This window comes from Caballeronia sp. LZ001 (genome assembly GCF_031450875.1).
Taxonomy (GTDB): Bacteria; Pseudomonadota; Gammaproteobacteria; order Burkholderiales; family Burkholderiaceae; genus Caballeronia.
The window spans coordinates 4,269,223-4,285,546 of record NZ_JARTVX010000004.1; the positions used below are offsets into that span (position 1 = coordinate 4,269,223).

A 16,324-nucleotide genomic window follows, 5' to 3' on the forward strand; every position below is an offset into this window, starting at 1 on the left:
ATTCCATGAACATGGTCGAAAGTGGTGTCAACCACCTTGATTCGAAAGCGGATGCGGCGCCCGTCGAGCGTGGTCCCATTCCTGGCAGCGTGCGTCCGAAGCACGGCTCGCAAGCCGCCGATTCGATCAAGCCGAAGATCGAAGTGAAGAACCTCAATTTCTTCTACAACAAGTATCACGCGCTGAAGAACATCAACCTGCGCATTCCCGAGAAGAAGGTGACGGCGTTCATCGGACCTTCGGGCTGCGGCAAGTCCACGCTCCTGCGCACCTTCAACAAAATGTACGCGCTTTATCCCGAGCAGCGCGGCGAAGGTGAGATTCTGATGGACGGCGTCAACCTGCTCGACACGACGCGCGACATCTCGCTTTTACGCGCGCGCGTGGGCATGGTGTTCCAGAAGCCTACGCCGTTTCCCATGTCGATCTACGACAACATCGCGTTCGGCGTGAAGATGTTCGAACAACTGTCGCGCTCGGAGATGGACGACCGCGTCGAATGGGCGCTTACCAAGGCCGCGCTCTGGAACGAAGTGAAGGACAAGCTGCAGCAAAGCGGCTACGGATTGTCGGGCGGCCAGCAGCAGCGCCTTTGCATTGCGCGCGGCATCGCCATTCGTCCGGAAGTGCTGTTGCTCGACGAGCCCTGCTCGGCGCTCGACCCGATTTCCACGGGCCGTATCGAGGAACTTATCGCGGAACTGAAAAGTGACTATACGGTTGTGATCGTCACGCACAACATGCAGCAGGCAGCCCGTTGCTCGGACTACACTGCATACATGTACCTTGGCGAGCTGATCGAATTCGGCGATACGGAGAAGATCTTCATCAAGCCCACGCGCAAGGAAACGGAAGACTACATCACGGGCCGTTTCGGCTGATCCGGCCAGATGAGGCGAACTGAAACATAAAAGGACTTAAGGAGCACATATGTCCGATAAACACCTGTCGAGCCAGTTCGACGCCGATCTCAACGCGGTGTCGTCGAAAGTGCTGCAAATGGGCGGTCTCGTGGAGTCGCAGATCATCGCGGCCATGCAGGCACTCAACGAATTCGACATGGCGATCGCCGATCAGGTGATTGCCGCCGAAGTGCGTCTGAACACGATGGAAGTCGAGATCGACGAAGAGTGCAGCAACATCATCGCGCGCCGCCAGCCGGCCGCGCGCGACCTGCGTCTGCTCATGGCGATCTCGAAGACCATCACGAACCTCGAACGCGCCGGCGACGAAGCGGAAAAGATTGCGAAGCGCGTGAAACGCATCAACGAAGACGGCGCGGGCCGCGCGGTGAATATCGCGGAGATCAAGCTCTCGGGCGAGATGGCCGTGTCGATTCTGCGCCGCGCGCTCGACGCGTTCGCGCGTCTGGACACCGTGGCCGCCGCGCAGATCGTGCGCGACGACAAAGCCATCGACGACGAATTCCGCGCCTTCGTGCGCAAGCTCGTCACCTACATGATGGAAGACCCGCGCACCATTTCCGCCGGCCTCGACTATCTGTTCATTGCGAAGGCGGTGGAGCGTATCGGCGATCACGCTAAGAACATCGCCGAGTTCATCATCTACATCGTGAAGGGTACGGACGTGCGGCATATCTCGCGCGACCAGCTCGAACGCGAAGCGCTCAGTTAATCTTCTCTCAAAGCAAAAGGTCAAGAGGTGCCGATGCCCAGCAGTATCCTCGTCATCGAAGACGAACCCGCGATCTCCGAACTGATCTCGGTGAATCTGCAACACGCGGGACATTGCCCGATTCGCGCGTATAACGCTGAGCAGGCGCAAAACCTGATCAGCGACGTGCTGCCCGATCTCGTGCTGCTCGACTGGATGCTGCCCGGCAAGTCCGGCATTGCGTTCGCGCGCGACTTGCGCAACAACGAGCGCACGAAGCATATTCCGATCATCATGCTGACCGCGCGCGGCGACGAGCAGGACAAGGTGCTCGGGCTCGAGATCGGCGCGGACGACTACGTCACCAAGCCGTTTTCGCCGAAAGAACTGATGGCGCGCATCAAGGCGGTGTTGCGCCGGCGTGCCCCGCAGCTGACGGAAGATGTGGTTGCCATCAATGGTTTGCGGCTCGATCCGGCGACGCATCGCGTGGCGGCGAGCCATTCCGGCAACGACATCAAGCTCGATCTCGGCCCGACCGAATTCCGCTTGCTGCATTTTTTCATGACGCATCCGGAGCGCGTGCATAGCCGCACGCAGTTGCTGGATCAGGTGTGGGGCGATCACGTATTCGTCGAAGAGCGCACGGTCGATGTTCACATCAAGCGCCTGCGCGCCGCGCTCAAGCCCGCGGGCTGCGATGCTATGATCGAAACGGTGCGCGGCAGCGGATATCGGCTCGCGAAGAGCGCCTGATAAGCGTGCTCTAGTCTCTGCCGCATGTTTATGACGAACCGCGCGTTCGTCGCTTGGACTCGCCGACAACATGAATATCATCTGGACGCGGTCAGTCGTGTCCCTCGTACTGCTCGCCGCGCTGTGTGCGGCGATCGGCGCGTTTGCCGGCGTGCGCGTGGCGCTGGCTGTCGCCGTCGTCATGCTGGTTCTGCAGGGCTTTTTCGCCACCTATCACACGCAGCGTCTTTGGCGTCTGCTCGAAGCGCCGGTGTATGGCGAAGTGCCTAGCGCGCTCGGCATCTGGGGCGAAATCTATTACCGCTTGCACAAGCTGGCGAAGCGCTGGCATGCGCAAGTGCGGCAGGTCGAGCAACAGCATTCGCGCTTCATTCAGGCGATCCAGGCTTCGCCCAATGGCGTGGCGATGCTCGACGATCACGATCAGATCGAGTGGTGCAACGCTATCGCCGAGAAGCATTTCGGGCTCGATGCCAAACGCGATTTGCGCCAGCACATCACGCATCTCGTGCGGCACCCGGACTTCATTCGCTATCTGAACTCGCATCATTATGAGGAAATGCTCGTGATGCGCGGAATGGGCGTGAACCGGCAGCACACGGTATCGGTGCAGGTATTTCCTTATGGCGATCATCGCAAGCTGATACTCACGCAGGACATTACCGAACTCGAGCGTACCGATTCGATGCGACGCGATTTCGTCGCCAACGTCTCGCATGAATTGAAGACGCCGCTGACGGTGTTATCGGGCTTTCTTGAGACCATGCGTGAGTTGCCGCTCAGCGAGGCGGACCGCATGCGTTATCTGGACATGATGGAACAGCAGGCTTCGCGCATGCAGAACATCGTGCGTGATCTTTTGGTGCTTGCGAATCTGGAAGGCGATGTGCGTCCGCCTGGCGACGAGTTGCTGGATATGCGCGCGGTGATGCGGCATCTCGAAGACGACGCGGTGAATCTTTCTGGCGGGCGTCATCGGATTGCCTTTCATATCGATGATTCGTTGACTATCGCAGGCGCGGAGACCGAGGTCGTCAGTGCGCTGGGGAATCTCGTTACCAATGCGGTGCGTTATACGCCGGATGGCGGGGCGATTGAAGTCTCTTGGCAACGTGTGGCGGATCGGGCGGTTTTCACGGTGCGTGATAGCGGGTATGGGATTCCCGCAGAGCATATTCCGCGGCTTACCGAGCGGTTTTATCGCGTGGATCGGAGTCGGTCGCGGGATACGGGTGGCACCGGGCTCGGGCTTGCTATCGTCAAGCATGTGCTGCAGCGGCATCATGCGGAGCTCGATGTCAAAAGTGAAGTCGGGAAGGGAAGTACGTTTGTTGTTCGGTTTCCTTCTTCAAGGACTGCTTTGAGGAAGTCTTTGGCGGCTTAGGGGTTTTTGTTTAGCTTCCTGGGAAGTTGAGCCGTTGTCTCGCGGTTTGTTTCAGTAGCCGCCTTCCCGGCGGAGGGGTAATTTTCTTTCCTGCTGCAAAGAAAGTCACCAAAGAAAGCAGCTTAGGAACCGGCTTCTGGAGCACAACTGGTTCCTCGCTATTTACCACAAACCCTTTGTGGCACTTCCCATTGCTAACGTTCGTCGTAGGTCAATTTCCAGGCGCACGCTTCTCTTTTAGGCTGCTTCGAGGAAGCCTTTGGCCGCTTAGAGATCTTTGTTTAGCGCTTGCTAGGAAGTTGAGCCGTTGTCTCGCGGTTTGTTGCAGTAGCCGCCTCCCCGGCGGAGGGGTAACTTTCTTTGCTGCTGCAAAGAAAGTCACCAAAGAAAGCAGCTTAGGGACCGGCTTCTGAAGCACAACTGGTTCCTCGCTATTTACCACAAGCCCTTTGGGCACTCCCCGTCGCTCACGCTCGTGGTAAATCGTTAGCACGCACAAGCGAGTAGAGCCTTCGCGCCGCCTAACGAAAATGCGCATGCGTGTTTTACATGTGCCAGGAGTAGAACACACATACGGTGGCCGACCGAAACGCAAAAAAATTACGACGTCCTATTGGTTAAACTTTTCACCTGCACCCCAAGCAAAGAACAACGAGACAATAGTCTTCCTTAACGCTGTCTACTGACAAGTCTGTGCTTAACGTAGATTTACCGCCAGCATCAGCAAGGGGGTGTGGTCAAGGGGTTTGTGGTAAATAGCGGGGAACCAGTTGTGCTTCAGAAGGCGGTTCTACAGATGCTTTCTTTGGTGACTTTCTTTGCAGCAGCAAAGAAAGTCACCCCTCCGCCGGGGAGGCGGCTACTGAAACAAACCGCCAGACAACGGCTCAAGTTCCCAGAAGACGCCGGTGCTAGATAAAGCATTCACCACGAGCATGAGCAATGAGAAGCGCTCAAAGGGCTTGTAGTAAATAGCGAGGAACCAGTTGTGCTTCAGAAGCCGGTTCCAAAGCTGCTTTCTTTGGTGACTTTCTTTGCAGCCGCAAAGAAAGTTACCCCTCCGCTGGGGAGGCGGCTACTGAAACGAAACGCGAGACGACGGCTCAAATTTCCCGAGAGGGCGCCTGTGTGTGATGAAGAATCCACCACGAGCATGAGCGATGAGAAGCGCTCAAAGGGCTTGTGGTAAATAGCGAGGAACCAGTTGTGCTTCAGAAGGCGGTTCCAAAGCTGCTTTCTTTGGTGACTTTCTTTGCAGCCGCAAAGAAAGTTACCCCTCCGCCGGGGAGGCGGCTACTGAAACAAACCGCGAGACAACGGCTCAAGTTCCCAGGAAAAAACCGACCACAAAACCAACACCCTAAGAACAAAACTTAGCCAGCAACCCCAACTGCGCATTGCGAATAGACTTCCCCGACCGCCGCTTACGATAATGCCCATCGCTCTGCATGACCCAGGCAGACTGATTATCCCCAAGACAGACGGATAACCCTTCAGCAATCACCCGACGCTTAAGCCGCCGATCGCGAATCGGAAACGCCACCTCGACGCGTCGAAAGAAGTTCCGATCCATCCAGTCCGCCGACGACAGATACACATCCTCTTGCCCGTTCGCATAAAAATAGAAGATGCGATGATGTTCGAGGAAGCGCCCGACAATAGACCGAACGGTAATATTCTCCGAAAGGTCCTCCACACCAGGCTTGAGCGAACAAACCCCACGCACGATCAAATCGATTTTCACGCCCGCATGCGATGCCTCGTACAAGGCAGCAATCACGGTAGGCTCGAGCAACGCATTCATCTTCGCGACGATCCGCGCTCGCCGGCCCGCGCGCGCATGCTCCGCCTCGGCGCGAATCGCATCGATCAATTTCGCGTGCAAGGTAAAAGGCGATTGCCACAAAAGATGCAGCGGAATCTCTCCGCCAATTCCAGTCAGCTGCTGAAAGACATGATGCACGTCCTCGCACATCTGCTGATCAGCGGTCATGAGACCGAAGTCGGTATAAAGACGCGCCGTGCGCGGATGGTAATTTCCCGTGCCCAGATGCGCGTAACGCTTGAGCACCATCTTGCCGCCCTGCGACACGCGCCGCACGATCAACATCATCTTCGCGTGACACTTGTGGCCAACCACGCCATACACCACATGCGCGCCCACCGCTTCGAGTTGCGACGCCCAGTTGATGTTCGTCTCTTCATCGAAACGCGCCAGCAACTCGACCACTACCGTCACTTCCTTGCCATTGCGCGCGGCCTGCATGAGCGCATCCATCAAGGGCGAATCGGTGCCGGTCCGGTAGATGGTCTGCTTGATCGCCATCACTTGCGGATCTTTCGCCGCCTGCAACAGCAGTTCGAGCACCGGCTGAAAACTCTCGTAAGGATGATGCAGCAGGATATCGCCCTGATCGATCGCATCGAAGAGATTGGTCGTGTTGGCGATCGATTTCGGCACCGAAGGAATGTGCGGCACGAACTTGAGGTCCGGCCTGTCCACCATTTCAGGCAGTTGCATGAGCCGCACGAGATTCACCGGCCCGTTCACGCGATAACAATCGCGCTCGCTCAACTGGCTTTCGTCGAGCAGACGCCGCACGAGATGCGGTGGCGTCTCCGCCGATACTTCGAGCCGCACCGCATTGCCCAGATGCCGCGCGGGCAACTCACCCTGCAAGGCGACGCGCAGATTCGTGATCTCGTCTTCATCGACGAAAAGTTCGCTATTGCGCGTGATGCGAAACTGGTTGCAATTGCGCACGATGAGATGCGGAAACAGCTCGCTCACGAAGTGCTGCATGAACGTGCTCAGCAGCACGAAGCCATGCGGATAACCCGACAGCGCCTCGGGCATGCGCACGAGCCGCGGCAGCGCGCGCGGCGCCTGCACGATGCCCATCATGGCCTGACGGCCGAAAGCATCCGTCCCTTCCAGTTCGACGACGAAGTTCAGGCTCTTGTTTAGCACGCGTGGAAACGGATGCGCCGGGTCGAGGCCGATCGGCGTCAGCACCGGCAGCAGTTCGTTCAGGAAATATTCGCGCGCCCAGGCGTTTTGCTGCTCGCTCCAGCTTTCCGCGCCATGAAAATAGATGCCTTCCATCTCGAGCGCGGGCAAGACGATTTCATGCAGCATCACGTATTGCTGATGCACGAGGCGCTGCGCGCGTTCCGAGACGAGATCGTAGACATGCTGCAGCGACATGCCGTCCGGCGAGAGCGAGCCGGGGTTGTCGCGCATCTGCTCCTGAAGCCCGGCCATGCGGACTTCGAAGAATTCGTCGAGATTGCTGCTCGTGATGCAGATGAAGCGCAGGCGTTCCAACAAGGGAACCGAGATATCGGCGGCCTGCGCCAGAACTCGCTCGTTGAAACCTAGAATGCCCAGTTCGCGGTTGAAGAGCGGATAGCGTATGGACATCGGCTGGGAGAATGGTGTCTCGATCGGAAGGGCAAGGAAACGTTCGGATAGTCTCACAGTAAGATGGCTTTATTGTGACAGAACGATTGTCACAAATTCTACTCACATTGTGGTTAGCGTCGCTAGCGCAGGGCGCGTGATACCGCGGTCGAGCGTGATTCACCAATTGACATCGGCGCATAAGTAGTCGACGTAGAATAGAATCCTGCGCTGCAGCAAAGCGCGCCTCCTCCCACGATCCCTGGACATCCGATGGTCACTCATCCTCATCTTCTTGCTGCGGTCGACCTCGGATCGAACAGTTTCCGGCTGATCGTGGGGCGGGTGGAAGAAACGCCCGCAGGCAGCCAGATTTACCAGGTCGATGCCTTGCGCGAGGCCGTGCGCCTTGGCGCGGGTCTATCGAAGGACAAAATGCTCGACCGTGCGTCGCAGTTGCGCGGGCTCGAAGCGTTGAAGCGCTTCGGCGAACGTCTGCGCGACTTTCATCCGGATCAGGTGCGCGCGGTGGCCACCAACACGCTCAGGGTGGCGAAGAACGCGCACGAATTCATCGGCGAGGCGGAAAGCGCGCTGGGTTTTCCGATCGAAGTGATCGCCGGTAGGGAAGAAGCACGGCTCATCTACGCGGGCGCCGCGCATTCGGTGCCGGCGAGCGCGGGCAAGCGCCTCGTGGTGGATATCGGCGGCGGCTCGACGGAGTTCATCATCGGCTCGCATTACACGCCGATTCATATGGAGAGTTTGTATATCGGCTGCGTGAGCCACAGCCGCACGTTCTTTCCGGCCGGCAACGTCGACGAATACACCATGCGCCAGGCCGAACTCGCGGCCAAGCGCGAAATCCAGATCATCTCGCGCGAATACAAGCAGACCGGCTGGGATCAGGCCATTGGTTCTTCAGGCACGGCGCGCGCGCTCGCGGAACTCGTCGAAGCGAACGATTTCAACGACCCTGGCATCACGCACGGCATTTCGCGCGGCGGGCTGGAGCGTCTGAAGCGCGCGGTTATCAAGGCGGAGAACGTCAATCGGCTGAAGCTCGTCGCGCTCAAGCCGGACCGCATTCCAGTGCTCGCGGGCGGCCTTTCGATCATGCTCGGCGTGTTCGAGGAACTGGGTATCGATTATGTGGATACCACCGACGGCGCCTTGCGTCTCGGCGTGCTCTACGACCTGCTCGGGCGTTCGCAGCATCAGGACATGCGCACCGTCACCGTGGAAGGCTTCAAGCGCCGTTATGGCGTCGATGCCGCGCAGGCCGAACGCATCGGCTCGCTCGCGATCAGCTTCTACGATCAGCTCGGCGAACCCGATGCGGAACGTCGCGAGGAAGAACGCATGTTCCTCGCGTGGGCTTCGTCGCTTCACGAGATCGGCTTGTCGATTGCGCATAGCGCGTATCACAAGCATTCAGCGTATATCGCGAGCAACGCGGACATGCCGGGCTTTTCGCGCACGGACCAGGCGCGGCTCGCGACGCTCGTGCTGGGTCACGCGGGCAAGCTCGGCAAGCTCGCGCAAGCGCGCGATGTCGACTGGACATTGCTGTTTTGCCTGCGTCTTGCCGTATTGCTGTCGCGCCGGCGCGCGGATGTCGGGCTGCCCGGCATCGAGGTGAAGAGCGCGGCGGGAGGCTTCGAAGTGCGGCTGTCCAACGAGTGGGTCGCGAGCAATCCGCTCACGGACTACAGCCTCGTTCAGGAAGCCATGGAGTGGGAAAAGATCGGGCGCCCGTATCGCGTGGTCTATACCGGCGATTGACGAACGCCGCGCCTTGAATCAACCGATGAAGTGCCGCGCATAACGCGCGTTGATATCCGACAGGCGGAAGAGGGTAAGAAAGTCCGCCGTGTTGAAATCCGGGTCCCACGCAGGCACGCCGCATATCTTCGCGCCTAGACGCAGATAACCCTTCACGAGCGGCGGCGGGCTCACTTCCACGCCCGTGCGCAATTCCTCCACCGGCAGCGGCGTATGCGGGAACGCGTGATATTCGGGGGCGGCGAGGGCATCGGCGGCGAGCGACGTGTAAAGGTTCGCCGCGTAGTGCCCGCCGTCGACCATGCCGACGCTCGCGCAGCCAAGCATCGTTTCGTAGCCGTTGTGCTTCATGTAGGCCGCGAGCCCGCCCCATAGCGACATGATCACCGCGCCGTTGCGGTAGTCGGGATGCACGCACGAGCGGCCCACCTCGACGAGCTTCGGCCGCAGATGCGCAAGCCGCGACACGTCGAACTCGCCTTCCGCATACAGCCGCCCAATCCGCGCGGCCTCATGCGGCGGCAGCACGCGATACGTGCCGACCACTTTCAACGTATCGAGATCGCGCACGAGCAGATGATCGCAGTAGGCGTCGAAGACATCGACGTCGAGGCCCGCAGGCCCCGAGAGGTGCGCGCCCATCTCCTCGGAGAACACGCGGTAACGCAGCCGCTGGGCTTCACGCACGGCGTCGCTGGAACGCGCCCACGACACTTGCAGCCGATGCTGGCCGGTGATGGTTTCCGCGGTACGCGGAAGCTGGCGGCGCGAATCGAGCGAGAGCGACGATGACGCTCCGGTTGGCAGGAAGGGCGTCGGCATATCGAGCATTGGCGTTCCTCGGCAGGACGAAAGCTTGAGGGTTTCGGTCCTCGCCAATGTAGTAACGCGCAATGACGCTCGCATGGCATCGCAGTGACGTTTCGATGAAACGACATTCTGTTGAACCTGCGATTACACGGCCTTTCGGCTAGAGCAGATCGGGGTTCGTCACCGCGCGCAGAACGACCTGGCCGTCGCCGTGACGCGAGCGCGACTGGAACCACCAGACGCCTGATTTCTTGATCGACCAGTCCGCTTCGTCGCCGGTCATGAGCCACGCGGCAACGTGTCCGAGCGTAGGCTGATGGCCCACGACGACCACCGTTTCCGCGATGCCATCGGGCCAGCCGGCGGCATCGAGCACGTCCTGTGCATGTCGGCCGGGCGCAAGTTGATCGATCACGCGATACTGATCGCCGAAGGCTTCGACGGTCTGAATGGTGCGCGTGGCCGGGCTTGCGATGAAGACCGCATCGTCGTCGATACGCGCCTTCAGCCACTTTGCGGTGCCTTGCGCCTGCTTGCGTCCGCGCGAGGTGAGTTGACGCGCGAGATCGCTTGCGGCCTGATCTTCGGCTTCGGCGTGACGCCAGAGAATGAGGTTCATCGTTGTCTCCGCGAATTCGAAATGGCAATAACTTGCATGACCGGGCGGCGGCCGTCACTCGCTAAAGTGGCAACATTCGTTCCCTCTGCCGGAAGTGTTTGCGGCGTCGCGGCAAGCAAGCTATAATCTGCGGCTTGTCGGAGCGTAGCGCAGCCTGGTAGCGCATCTGATTTGGGATCAGAGGGTCGAAGGTTCGAATCCTTTCGCTCCGACCACCATACACGAAGGGGTTACAAGTCACGGCTTGTAACCCCTTTGTCTTTATGACGTCGGGTTTGACGTCTTCTTGGGGACTTCATGCTGCGTAACTTCATGTCCGTTCTAGGTGCCGCCACGCTTGCACTCATGCTGGCTGCATGCACCGAACCCGCCAATCAAAAGCATCCGCCGCAAGACCCGCCCGACTATAAGGGCGTACCGACCGACGACACCCCGCCGTCGATGCTCATCGCGCCGACGTCGGCCGATCCAAAGTGAAAGAAGGCGAAGCGCCGACGCATGAGCGCCGGCGCTTCTAACCCGCGCGGACTGTTCGCGCAGAGAGAAGCGCGGGCTGCAGACATTTTATGGAGGCTTGGCCTCGGCAACTGTGTGCGCTTGTTTTAGAGCGTAACGGCGTGCAAATTTCAATACGCCGGCGCCACACGTTTGCGCGGTAGGAACGACGCGTCGGTCATCCATACTGACCTTAACTTCTAACTGACATTTAAGCGAAACATTTGCCGCAAGGTTAATATCCGACGACTTAGTGCATTCTGGTTTCGCCATGAATCTGCTGTCGGTTTTCGCTATCGTTGCTCCGCTCGCGCTTGCATTCCTCTTTGCGTTTGCCGCGCGTATCGATCCATTGTCCGGCCGCTGGCGAAAGAAAGCGCCGAAGCGCGATCGGACCAAGCCCGCGAGCGCGTGATGTTCCCTTGAGCGCTCACGCAGGCACGCATGCAAGCGTCACTGCTTGCAGCGGATCACCATCGAACGATTCTTGATGTTCGCGCCGAAGATACCCGCGACCGTGCCGCCGGAAGTCGCGCCGTTGTCATTGTCCTTCGACACCACGTCGTATCCATATGCACCGCACACTTCGCCCGCTTGCTTGTAGCAGGCCGCCCAGCTCGTGCTCGCATCGCCGCCGCTGCAGTTGATGGCGAAGCCCGTGTCGCCGGATGGCAAGTAGGTCATGGTCGGGCCGTGGGCGCATCCGCCGAGCGCGCCGGTAAGCGCGAGAGCGGCAACGACTGCGCCCGGGTGGATTCTCTTCATCGAAATCATCGATCTTCCTCTTATGGTCCGTCTGCGTTCAACGCGACGGCAAGTAACGCGCCGGGTCCGTCGAGCGGCCCATATAACGCACCTCGAAATGCAGCATGGTGCGGTCGCTGTCGGTATCGCCCATCTCGGCGATTTTCTGGCCCTGTTGCACGGTCTGGCCTTCCTTGACGAAGAGCGTCCTGTTGTGTGCGTAGGCGGTGAGGTAGTCCTCGTTATGCTTGACGATCAACATGTTGCCGTAGCCGCGCAAGCCGTTGCCCGCATAGACGACGCTGCCCGTCGCCGCGGCCACGATCGGCGTTCCCGCAGAATTGGCAATGTCGATGCCCTTCGAGTTGCTGCCGTTGAAGTTGCGGATGACGTCGCCTTGTGCGGGCCAGACGAGCGTGATGCCGGGTCCGGGCTTCGTCGCCGGTGCGGTGTCCGCGCTCTTCGGTGTGCTCGTGCTCGCCACGTTCGATGAAGCCGTCGCCGAGCCTTCCGGCGGCACCACGCGCAGCACTTGTCCGACTTCGATTGCATCGGGATTCGACAAGCTGTTCCAGCGCTTGAGATTGGCGACGGTGGTGCGGTTGGCGCGCGCGATCTTCGTGACCGTATCGCCGCGCTCGACGCGATAGTAACCGGGCGCAACCGGACCTGAGCCGCAAGCGGAAAGCGTCACGACCGCCGCGACGAGCGATGTAAAAACGAACTGGCGGATTCTTTTATGCAAACCTGACCTCGTAAGGCGCCGCCGCGCGACGGGCGTTTGAAATTTTGCGCGGCGGATCGAAGGCAGGATTTTACCGTTTCGGGTTTCCCCTGACAGAAAGCCGTTTGCAACGTTTAGTCGGCGCGCGTGACGGCGAGCCTGAGCAACGCGGTCTCCGTTTTGCCCGGCGCGAGCCAGCGCAGGCCAAGACCGTTATGGATGGCATCGGGCAAGCCGATCCACGGCTCGACGCAATAGAAGTCCGATGTATCCGCCTCGGTCCAGGTCGTGACGGCAAACCACGGCACCGAATCGGGCTGATGCAGCTCGAAACTCACGGTGCGCTTCAGGCCCGGCATGTTCAGGCGCACGGGCTGATCGGAAGGACCCGTGAAGCAATGAAAGTTGTCGATGATGCTCGCGTCGCCCAACGAGTAGCGCGGCGAGCCAGGCGTCGCCTCGCTGATCGCGCCGCCGGCCAACTGATGCCGGCGCTCGGTGCGCGGCAGCTCCACGCTGCTTTGTGCCCGTTGATCGTGCGGCAGATGGAAATAGAAGTGATGTCCGGCGTAATAGGGCAGCGCCACTTCGCCGGGATTCGATGTCGTGAGTTCGACTTCGAGAGTCGTGGCATCGACGAGCCGGTACGCTGCCTCAAAGCGGAACGCGAACGGATAGCCTGCGCGCGTGGCGTCGCTGTCGACGAGCGTCATGCGCAGGCCGTGACCGTCGGCATCGCGCGTACAGGAGAACGGCAGGTCGCGCGCGAAGCCGTGTGTCGAGAGCGTGTGGACGACGCCGTCCTGATCGCGCCACTTGTTGATCTCGCCGTCGACGAAATGCCGGCCGAGAAACGGAAACAGCAGCGGATTTCCGCCGCGAATCTTGGGCGGATTGCTCCAGTCGGGCGCATCGGGCCAGTGGATGACGGGCTCGCCGTTCACTCGCCACGTCATGAGGCGGCCGCCGGCGCTCGGCGCGAGCAGGATTTCGGCGCCATCGCGCTCGATATGAATCACGTCTGGTTGAGATGACATGGTGCGAAGACGCTCCGGTGAAATGATGATCGCGCTGAAAACGGGCCTTGAAACCCCGACGATTCTGCCTTGCTTTGTCCTACGGAGAAACCCTTTGCGGGAAATTGCGACTGCCGTCTCATCTGACGATGTGTTGTTATAGCAACCGAATGTTGGAAATCAGACGGACAGGGAGTCACCATGGATCTGGCGATGGCAATGGGCGTCGCGATGTTCGGCCTCTTCGGTGCGAGCACGGCAATATTTCTTTATAAGCTGAAGGGCTGAGCAGCGTGCCGCTGCTCGTCGAGGTTCTTTCGGCTTGCTTCGATATCGCTTTCTTATAAATTACTGATTGATTCGGTTCGCTGACGTTTATCGATCGGTGACGCCTGTCGCACGCGTTTGTACGTTTTCCGCTTGGCGGTCCAACTACGGCTGTGCATAATCGGTCCCGACTTGCGCGCCGCACCATTTCCTCATCCCCTTCGATCTTCGTCTCGCCGCCTTCGGCCTTGCGCTTTGGAGCGAGGAAAGCACTCCGCGGCGCGTCTTCCTTCCTCTTTCACGAAAAGGACCGACGCGTGACTCTCTGGTTTCTTATTTTTCTGAGCGTGCTACAGGGCGTGACCGAACTCTTTCCGGTCAGTAGCCTTGGACATACGCTGCTCGTTCCCGGCTTGATCGGCATGCATATCGACAAGCACGCGCCGCAACTGCTGCCGTTTCTCGTCGCCTTGCATCTCGGCACCGCGCTCGCGCTGCTGTGGTACTTCCGCAAGCGCTGGGTCGCGCTGATCGGCGGCTGGTTCGCTTCGCTCGGCGGTCGCCGCAATGACGACGGTCACATGATGTGGGCGCTCATCATCGGTACCATTCCGACGGGCATCGTCGGGCTGTTGCTCGAAAAGCGGCTCGAAGCGCTGTTTCACGATCTGCGTATCGTGGCGGCCGCGTTGATCGTCAATGGCGTGTTGCTGTGGTTCGGCGACAAGCTGCAACGCGCCCGTGCAGCACGCGCGCCTGAAAAGCTCACGTTCAAGCAGGCGTTTCTGGTGGGTCTTGCGCAGATCGGCGCGCTGATTCCCGGCTTCTCGCGCAGCGGTCTCACGATCATCGCGGGTGTCGGCGCGGGCCTGACGGCTGAAGCGGCGGCGGAGTTTTCGTTTCTGCTTGGCACGCCGATCATCTTCGCGGCCGGCGTGCTCGAATTGCCGAAGCTCTTTCACGCGCCCGGTCAGCTTTTCGATGCGTTGCTCGGCGGCGTGCTGACGGGTATCGCGGCTTATCTGAGCGTGCGTTTCCTGATGCGTTATTTCGAAGGTCACGGCAAGCTGGCATCGTTCGGCGTGTATTGCGTGATCGCCGGCATCTTCTTCTTCGGATGGTTCATGATGCATCCGCAGCCGTTGTAATCAAGTCTGGCCGCGCCGCTTGCGGATTGAGGTAAAATCCTCGCTCTCTTGGGTGCGGCCGGTCTCGCTTGGCCTGCCACGCGCCCATGTCTCAAGTGGTTCCTCGTAACCGCCCTTAGCTCAGCTGGATAGAGCAACGGCCTTCTAAGCCGTAGGTCACACGTTCGAGTCGTGTAGGGCGGGCCAGAATCAGCGGTTGTTCCGAAGCGCGTTCAGGCGCATCTTTTTGCAAATCGTCCCGCCGTATTTTCGACGACCATTCGCTGTGTTCGTCGCACTCGCCAAGCGTGAATTTCGTCATCCGCTGCGAGCGGAATGATTACTTGGCGATCCGAATCGAGTCATGTCTTTTCGGCTGGTTCCTTCGCCACGCGCGGATGATCGCTCGTCAGTGTCATCAGAATGTCCGAGTACCACGCGCTGTTGAGACCGAGGCTTTCATCGGCGTGGACGTCTCTTGTTCCCATGTCGATGGTCGATGAATGAATGCCGAGCAACACCCACGGCAAGCTCGCACCCGTGCTCGTGTTCGCCATCGACGGATTGCTCATGACCACAGGCGCGCCGCTCGTTCCGCGATGCGTGCGTGCATCCGTGATGAAGCATCCCTTGCCCTGAAAGCGCAGGCCGAATGCCGACGCGATAATGCCTTGCCGCACCACCGGCAAATGATGCAGCGAGTCGTGAAAACCAAGCGGGAAGCCGACGATCAGCACGGACGCGCCCGTTGGCATGACATCTTCGGGCGAGGGAAGATGCTCCGGCCCGAACGCCTCGAACACCGCCGTTACGGGCAACCGGTCGCGACGAATCTCCAGCACGGCGACGTCGATCGCGCCGCCGTCGTCCGACCCATCGCGCCAGAGACTCACGCTCTGTGCATACAACGGCAGGTTGAACCACGTCGATGCACCGAGGTTGTCGCGGTCTGTGTGCAATTCGATCTCGATACGATCGGGAAAATGCTGGCTCGGTTTATCGGTGACGACGTGACGGCTCGTGACGAGAAACAGGCGCTGATCGCGAGCAAAGAAAAAGCCACTCGCATTCGTTAGATGACGCTCTTGCACGAACGTGCGGACCCGGGCCGCAGTAAGGAGCAGCGCTTCGGCCGCGGGCTTGAACGTGGCGGGCTTATCGGGTTGCTCGCGCGGAATCATTCTCCCGACGAGTTCAAGCAAAGCGTCACGCTGCGGCGCGGCTTCACCCGAAGACAAAAACGCATCCAGCGATAACTCGGATACGCGTCCTCCCGATGCGGCATTCGGCACATGTCGAACCACGGGCATTTTGTCCGCGCCGGTATGCAACAGCCATTTATCGCCGTTCGGGCTTACATAGAGTTCGATGGAGTCGGTGTTCATCAGAGTCGGGACGGCGTGATGTGATCGAATGGCGCTTTGCGTTTCTTGCCGCGCGTTTGCAAGCAAGCGTGAAGAAAACATCGGCGCCACGCATCAGCGATGTGAACTCGGGACAAGTCGAAATACCGCGTCGATATTCATCAGTACTCCCCGATTATCCTGTCGACCGTTCAAGCCGAGAAAGAGAAGCGCATT

15 protein-coding genes and 2 tRNA genes are annotated in these 16,324 nt (G+C 59.6%); 10 read left to right on the forward strand and 7 right to left on the reverse strand.

All coding sequences use genetic code 11. The features are described from left to right. Positions 1 to 5: 5 nt before the first annotated feature. The 4 genes from pstB to phoR all read left to right on the forward strand — a co-directional run bounded on the left by pstB (position 6) and on the right by phoR (position 3,754). On the forward strand, positions 6 to 881 hold the full coding sequence (gene pstB, locus P9292_RS31025; RefSeq protein WP_409015218.1) for a phosphate ABC transporter ATP-binding protein PstB: 876 nt from the start codon (positions 6 to 8) through the stop codon (positions 879 to 881). 49 nt (positions 882 to 930) lie between these two features. Beyond that, positions 931 to 1,635, forward strand: a complete 705-nt coding sequence (phoU, locus tag P9292_RS31030) for a phosphate signaling complex protein PhoU (protein ID WP_244825740.1) — start codon at positions 931 to 933, stop codon at positions 1,633 to 1,635. A 33-nt stretch (positions 1,636 to 1,668) separates the two neighbouring features. Continuing rightward, positions 1,669 to 2,370, forward strand: a complete 702-nt coding sequence (gene phoB / locus P9292_RS31035; RefSeq protein WP_244825738.1) for a phosphate regulon transcriptional regulator PhoB — start codon at positions 1,669 to 1,671, stop codon at positions 2,368 to 2,370. Positions 2,371 to 2,440: 70 nt separating this feature from the next. Then, a complete protein-coding gene (phoR, locus tag P9292_RS31040) occupies positions 2,441 to 3,754 on the forward strand; it encodes a phosphate regulon sensor histidine kinase PhoR (protein ID WP_244825736.1) in 1,314 nt (437 codons plus the stop codon). Positions 3,755 to 5,114: 1,360 nt separating this feature from the next. On the opposite strand, the gene ppk1 is transcribed toward phoR, so the two are convergent. Further along, complete coding sequence (ppk1, locus tag P9292_RS31045; protein WP_244825734.1) at positions 5,115 to 7,178, reverse strand: polyphosphate kinase 1; 2,064 nt, start codon at positions 7,176 to 7,178, stop codon at positions 5,115 to 5,117. A gap of 252 nt (positions 7,179 to 7,430) precedes the next feature. Here ppk1 and ppx point away from each other — a divergent pair, with 252 nt between their 5' ends. Then, positions 7,431 to 8,942: an exopolyphosphatase gene (gene ppx / locus P9292_RS31050; RefSeq protein WP_244825732.1), complete on the forward strand. Its 1,512-nt coding sequence runs from the start codon at positions 7,431 to 7,433 to the stop codon at positions 8,940 to 8,942. 18 nt (positions 8,943 to 8,960) lie between these two features. Here the strand turns inward: ppx and P9292_RS31055 are convergent, their stop codons facing one another. Next, a complete protein-coding gene (locus P9292_RS31055) occupies positions 8,961 to 9,773 on the reverse strand; it encodes a GNAT family N-acyltransferase (protein ID WP_309962798.1) in 813 nt (270 codons plus the stop codon). 139 nt (positions 9,774 to 9,912) lie between these two features. After that, on the reverse strand, positions 9,913 to 10,371 hold the full coding sequence (locus P9292_RS31060) for a histidine phosphatase family protein (RefSeq protein WP_309843842.1): 459 nt from the start codon (positions 10,369 to 10,371) through the stop codon (positions 9,913 to 9,915). A gap of 138 nt (positions 10,372 to 10,509) precedes the next feature. Between P9292_RS31060 and P9292_RS31065 the strand changes: the two genes are divergently transcribed. The 3 genes from P9292_RS31065 to P9292_RS31075 all read left to right on the forward strand — a co-directional run bounded on the left by P9292_RS31065 (position 10,510) and on the right by P9292_RS31075 (position 11,281). Then, a tRNA-Pro gene (locus P9292_RS31065) sits at positions 10,510 to 10,586 on the forward strand. An 82-nt stretch (positions 10,587 to 10,668) separates the two neighbouring features. After that, the gene (locus P9292_RS31070) at positions 10,669 to 10,848 is read left to right on the forward strand and encodes a hypothetical protein (protein WP_309962800.1); all 180 of its coding nucleotides are present in this window, start codon (positions 10,669 to 10,671) and stop codon (positions 10,846 to 10,848) included. A gap of 289 nt (positions 10,849 to 11,137) precedes the next feature. Further along, on the forward strand, positions 11,138 to 11,281 hold the full coding sequence (locus P9292_RS31075) for a hypothetical protein (RefSeq protein WP_250509279.1): 144 nt from the start codon (positions 11,138 to 11,140) through the stop codon (positions 11,279 to 11,281). 38 nt (positions 11,282 to 11,319) lie between these two features. Here the strand turns inward: P9292_RS31075 and P9292_RS31080 are convergent, their stop codons facing one another. The 3 genes from P9292_RS31080 to P9292_RS31090 all read right to left on the reverse strand — a co-directional run bounded on the left by P9292_RS31080 (position 11,320) and on the right by P9292_RS31090 (position 13,371). Then, positions 11,320 to 11,640: a hypothetical protein gene (locus tag P9292_RS31080; RefSeq protein WP_370652024.1), complete on the reverse strand. Its 321-nt coding sequence runs from the start codon at positions 11,638 to 11,640 to the stop codon at positions 11,320 to 11,322. 28 nt (positions 11,641 to 11,668) lie between these two features. Then, a complete protein-coding gene (locus tag P9292_RS31085) occupies positions 11,669 to 12,355 on the reverse strand; it encodes a peptidoglycan DD-metalloendopeptidase family protein (protein ID WP_250465238.1) in 687 nt (228 codons plus the stop codon). Positions 12,356 to 12,468: 113 nt separating this feature from the next. Continuing rightward, positions 12,469 to 13,371 (reverse strand): aldose epimerase, encoded by a 903-nt coding sequence (locus tag P9292_RS31090; protein WP_309962803.1) that lies wholly within the window; start codon positions 13,369 to 13,371, stop codon positions 12,469 to 12,471. Between the two features lie 563 nt (positions 13,372 to 13,934). Here P9292_RS31090 and P9292_RS31095 point away from each other — a divergent pair. Then, entirely contained in the window at positions 13,935 to 14,765 is an 831-nt protein-coding gene (locus tag P9292_RS31095) for an undecaprenyl-diphosphate phosphatase (RefSeq protein WP_244825722.1), read from the forward strand. Positions 14,766 to 14,874: 109 nt separating this feature from the next. Continuing rightward, positions 14,875 to 14,951, forward strand: a tRNA-Arg gene (locus tag P9292_RS31100). Between the two features lie 155 nt (positions 14,952 to 15,106). Here P9292_RS31100 and P9292_RS31105 read toward each other — a convergent pair. Next, positions 15,107 to 16,129 carry a serine protease gene (locus P9292_RS31105; RefSeq protein WP_250509276.1) on the reverse strand — a complete coding sequence of 341 codons (1,023 nt, stop codon included), beginning with the start codon at positions 16,127 to 16,129 and terminating at the stop codon, positions 15,107 to 15,109. Positions 16,130 to 16,324: the final 195 nt, after the last annotated feature.

What these genes read in the sequence shown, in the direction of transcription:
- P9292_RS31060 (WP_309843842.1), bottom strand. Translation starts at nt 10,371, where the DNA reads ATGAACCTCATTCTCTGGCGTCACGCCGAAGCCGAAGATCAGGCCGCA.
- ppk1 (WP_244825734.1), bottom strand. Translation starts at nt 7,178, where the DNA reads ATGTCCATACGCTATCCGCTCTTCAACCGCGAACTGGGCATTCTAGGT.
- P9292_RS31070 (WP_309962800.1), top strand. Translation starts at nt 10,669, where the DNA reads ATGCTGCGTAACTTCATGTCCGTTCTAGGTGCCGCCACGCTTGCACTC.
- P9292_RS31105 (WP_250509276.1), bottom strand. Translation starts at nt 16,129, where the DNA reads ATGAACACCGACTCCATCGAACTCTATGTAAGCCCGAACGGCGATAAA.
- ppx (WP_244825732.1), top strand. Translation starts at nt 7,431, where the DNA reads ATGGTCACTCATCCTCATCTTCTTGCTGCGGTCGACCTCGGATCGAAC.
- P9292_RS31080 (WP_370652024.1), bottom strand. Translation starts at nt 11,640, where the DNA reads ATGATTTCGATGAAGAGAATCCACCCGGGCGCAGTCGTTGCCGCTCTC.
- P9292_RS31090 (WP_309962803.1), bottom strand. Translation starts at nt 13,371, where the DNA reads ATGTCATCTCAACCAGACGTGATTCATATCGAGCGCGATGGCGCCGAA.
- phoU (WP_244825740.1), top strand. Translation starts at nt 931, where the DNA reads ATGTCCGATAAACACCTGTCGAGCCAGTTCGACGCCGATCTCAACGCG.
- phoB (WP_244825738.1), top strand. Translation starts at nt 1,669, where the DNA reads ATGCCCAGCAGTATCCTCGTCATCGAAGACGAACCCGCGATCTCCGAA.
- P9292_RS31075 (WP_250509279.1), top strand. Translation starts at nt 11,138, where the DNA reads ATGAATCTGCTGTCGGTTTTCGCTATCGTTGCTCCGCTCGCGCTTGCA.
- P9292_RS31055 (WP_309962798.1), bottom strand. Translation starts at nt 9,773, where the DNA reads ATGCTCGATATGCCGACGCCCTTCCTGCCAACCGGAGCGTCATCGTCG.
- phoR (WP_244825736.1), top strand. Translation starts at nt 2,441, where the DNA reads ATGAATATCATCTGGACGCGGTCAGTCGTGTCCCTCGTACTGCTCGCC.
- pstB (WP_409015218.1), top strand. Translation starts at nt 6, where the DNA reads ATGAACATGGTCGAAAGTGGTGTCAACCACCTTGATTCGAAAGCGGAT.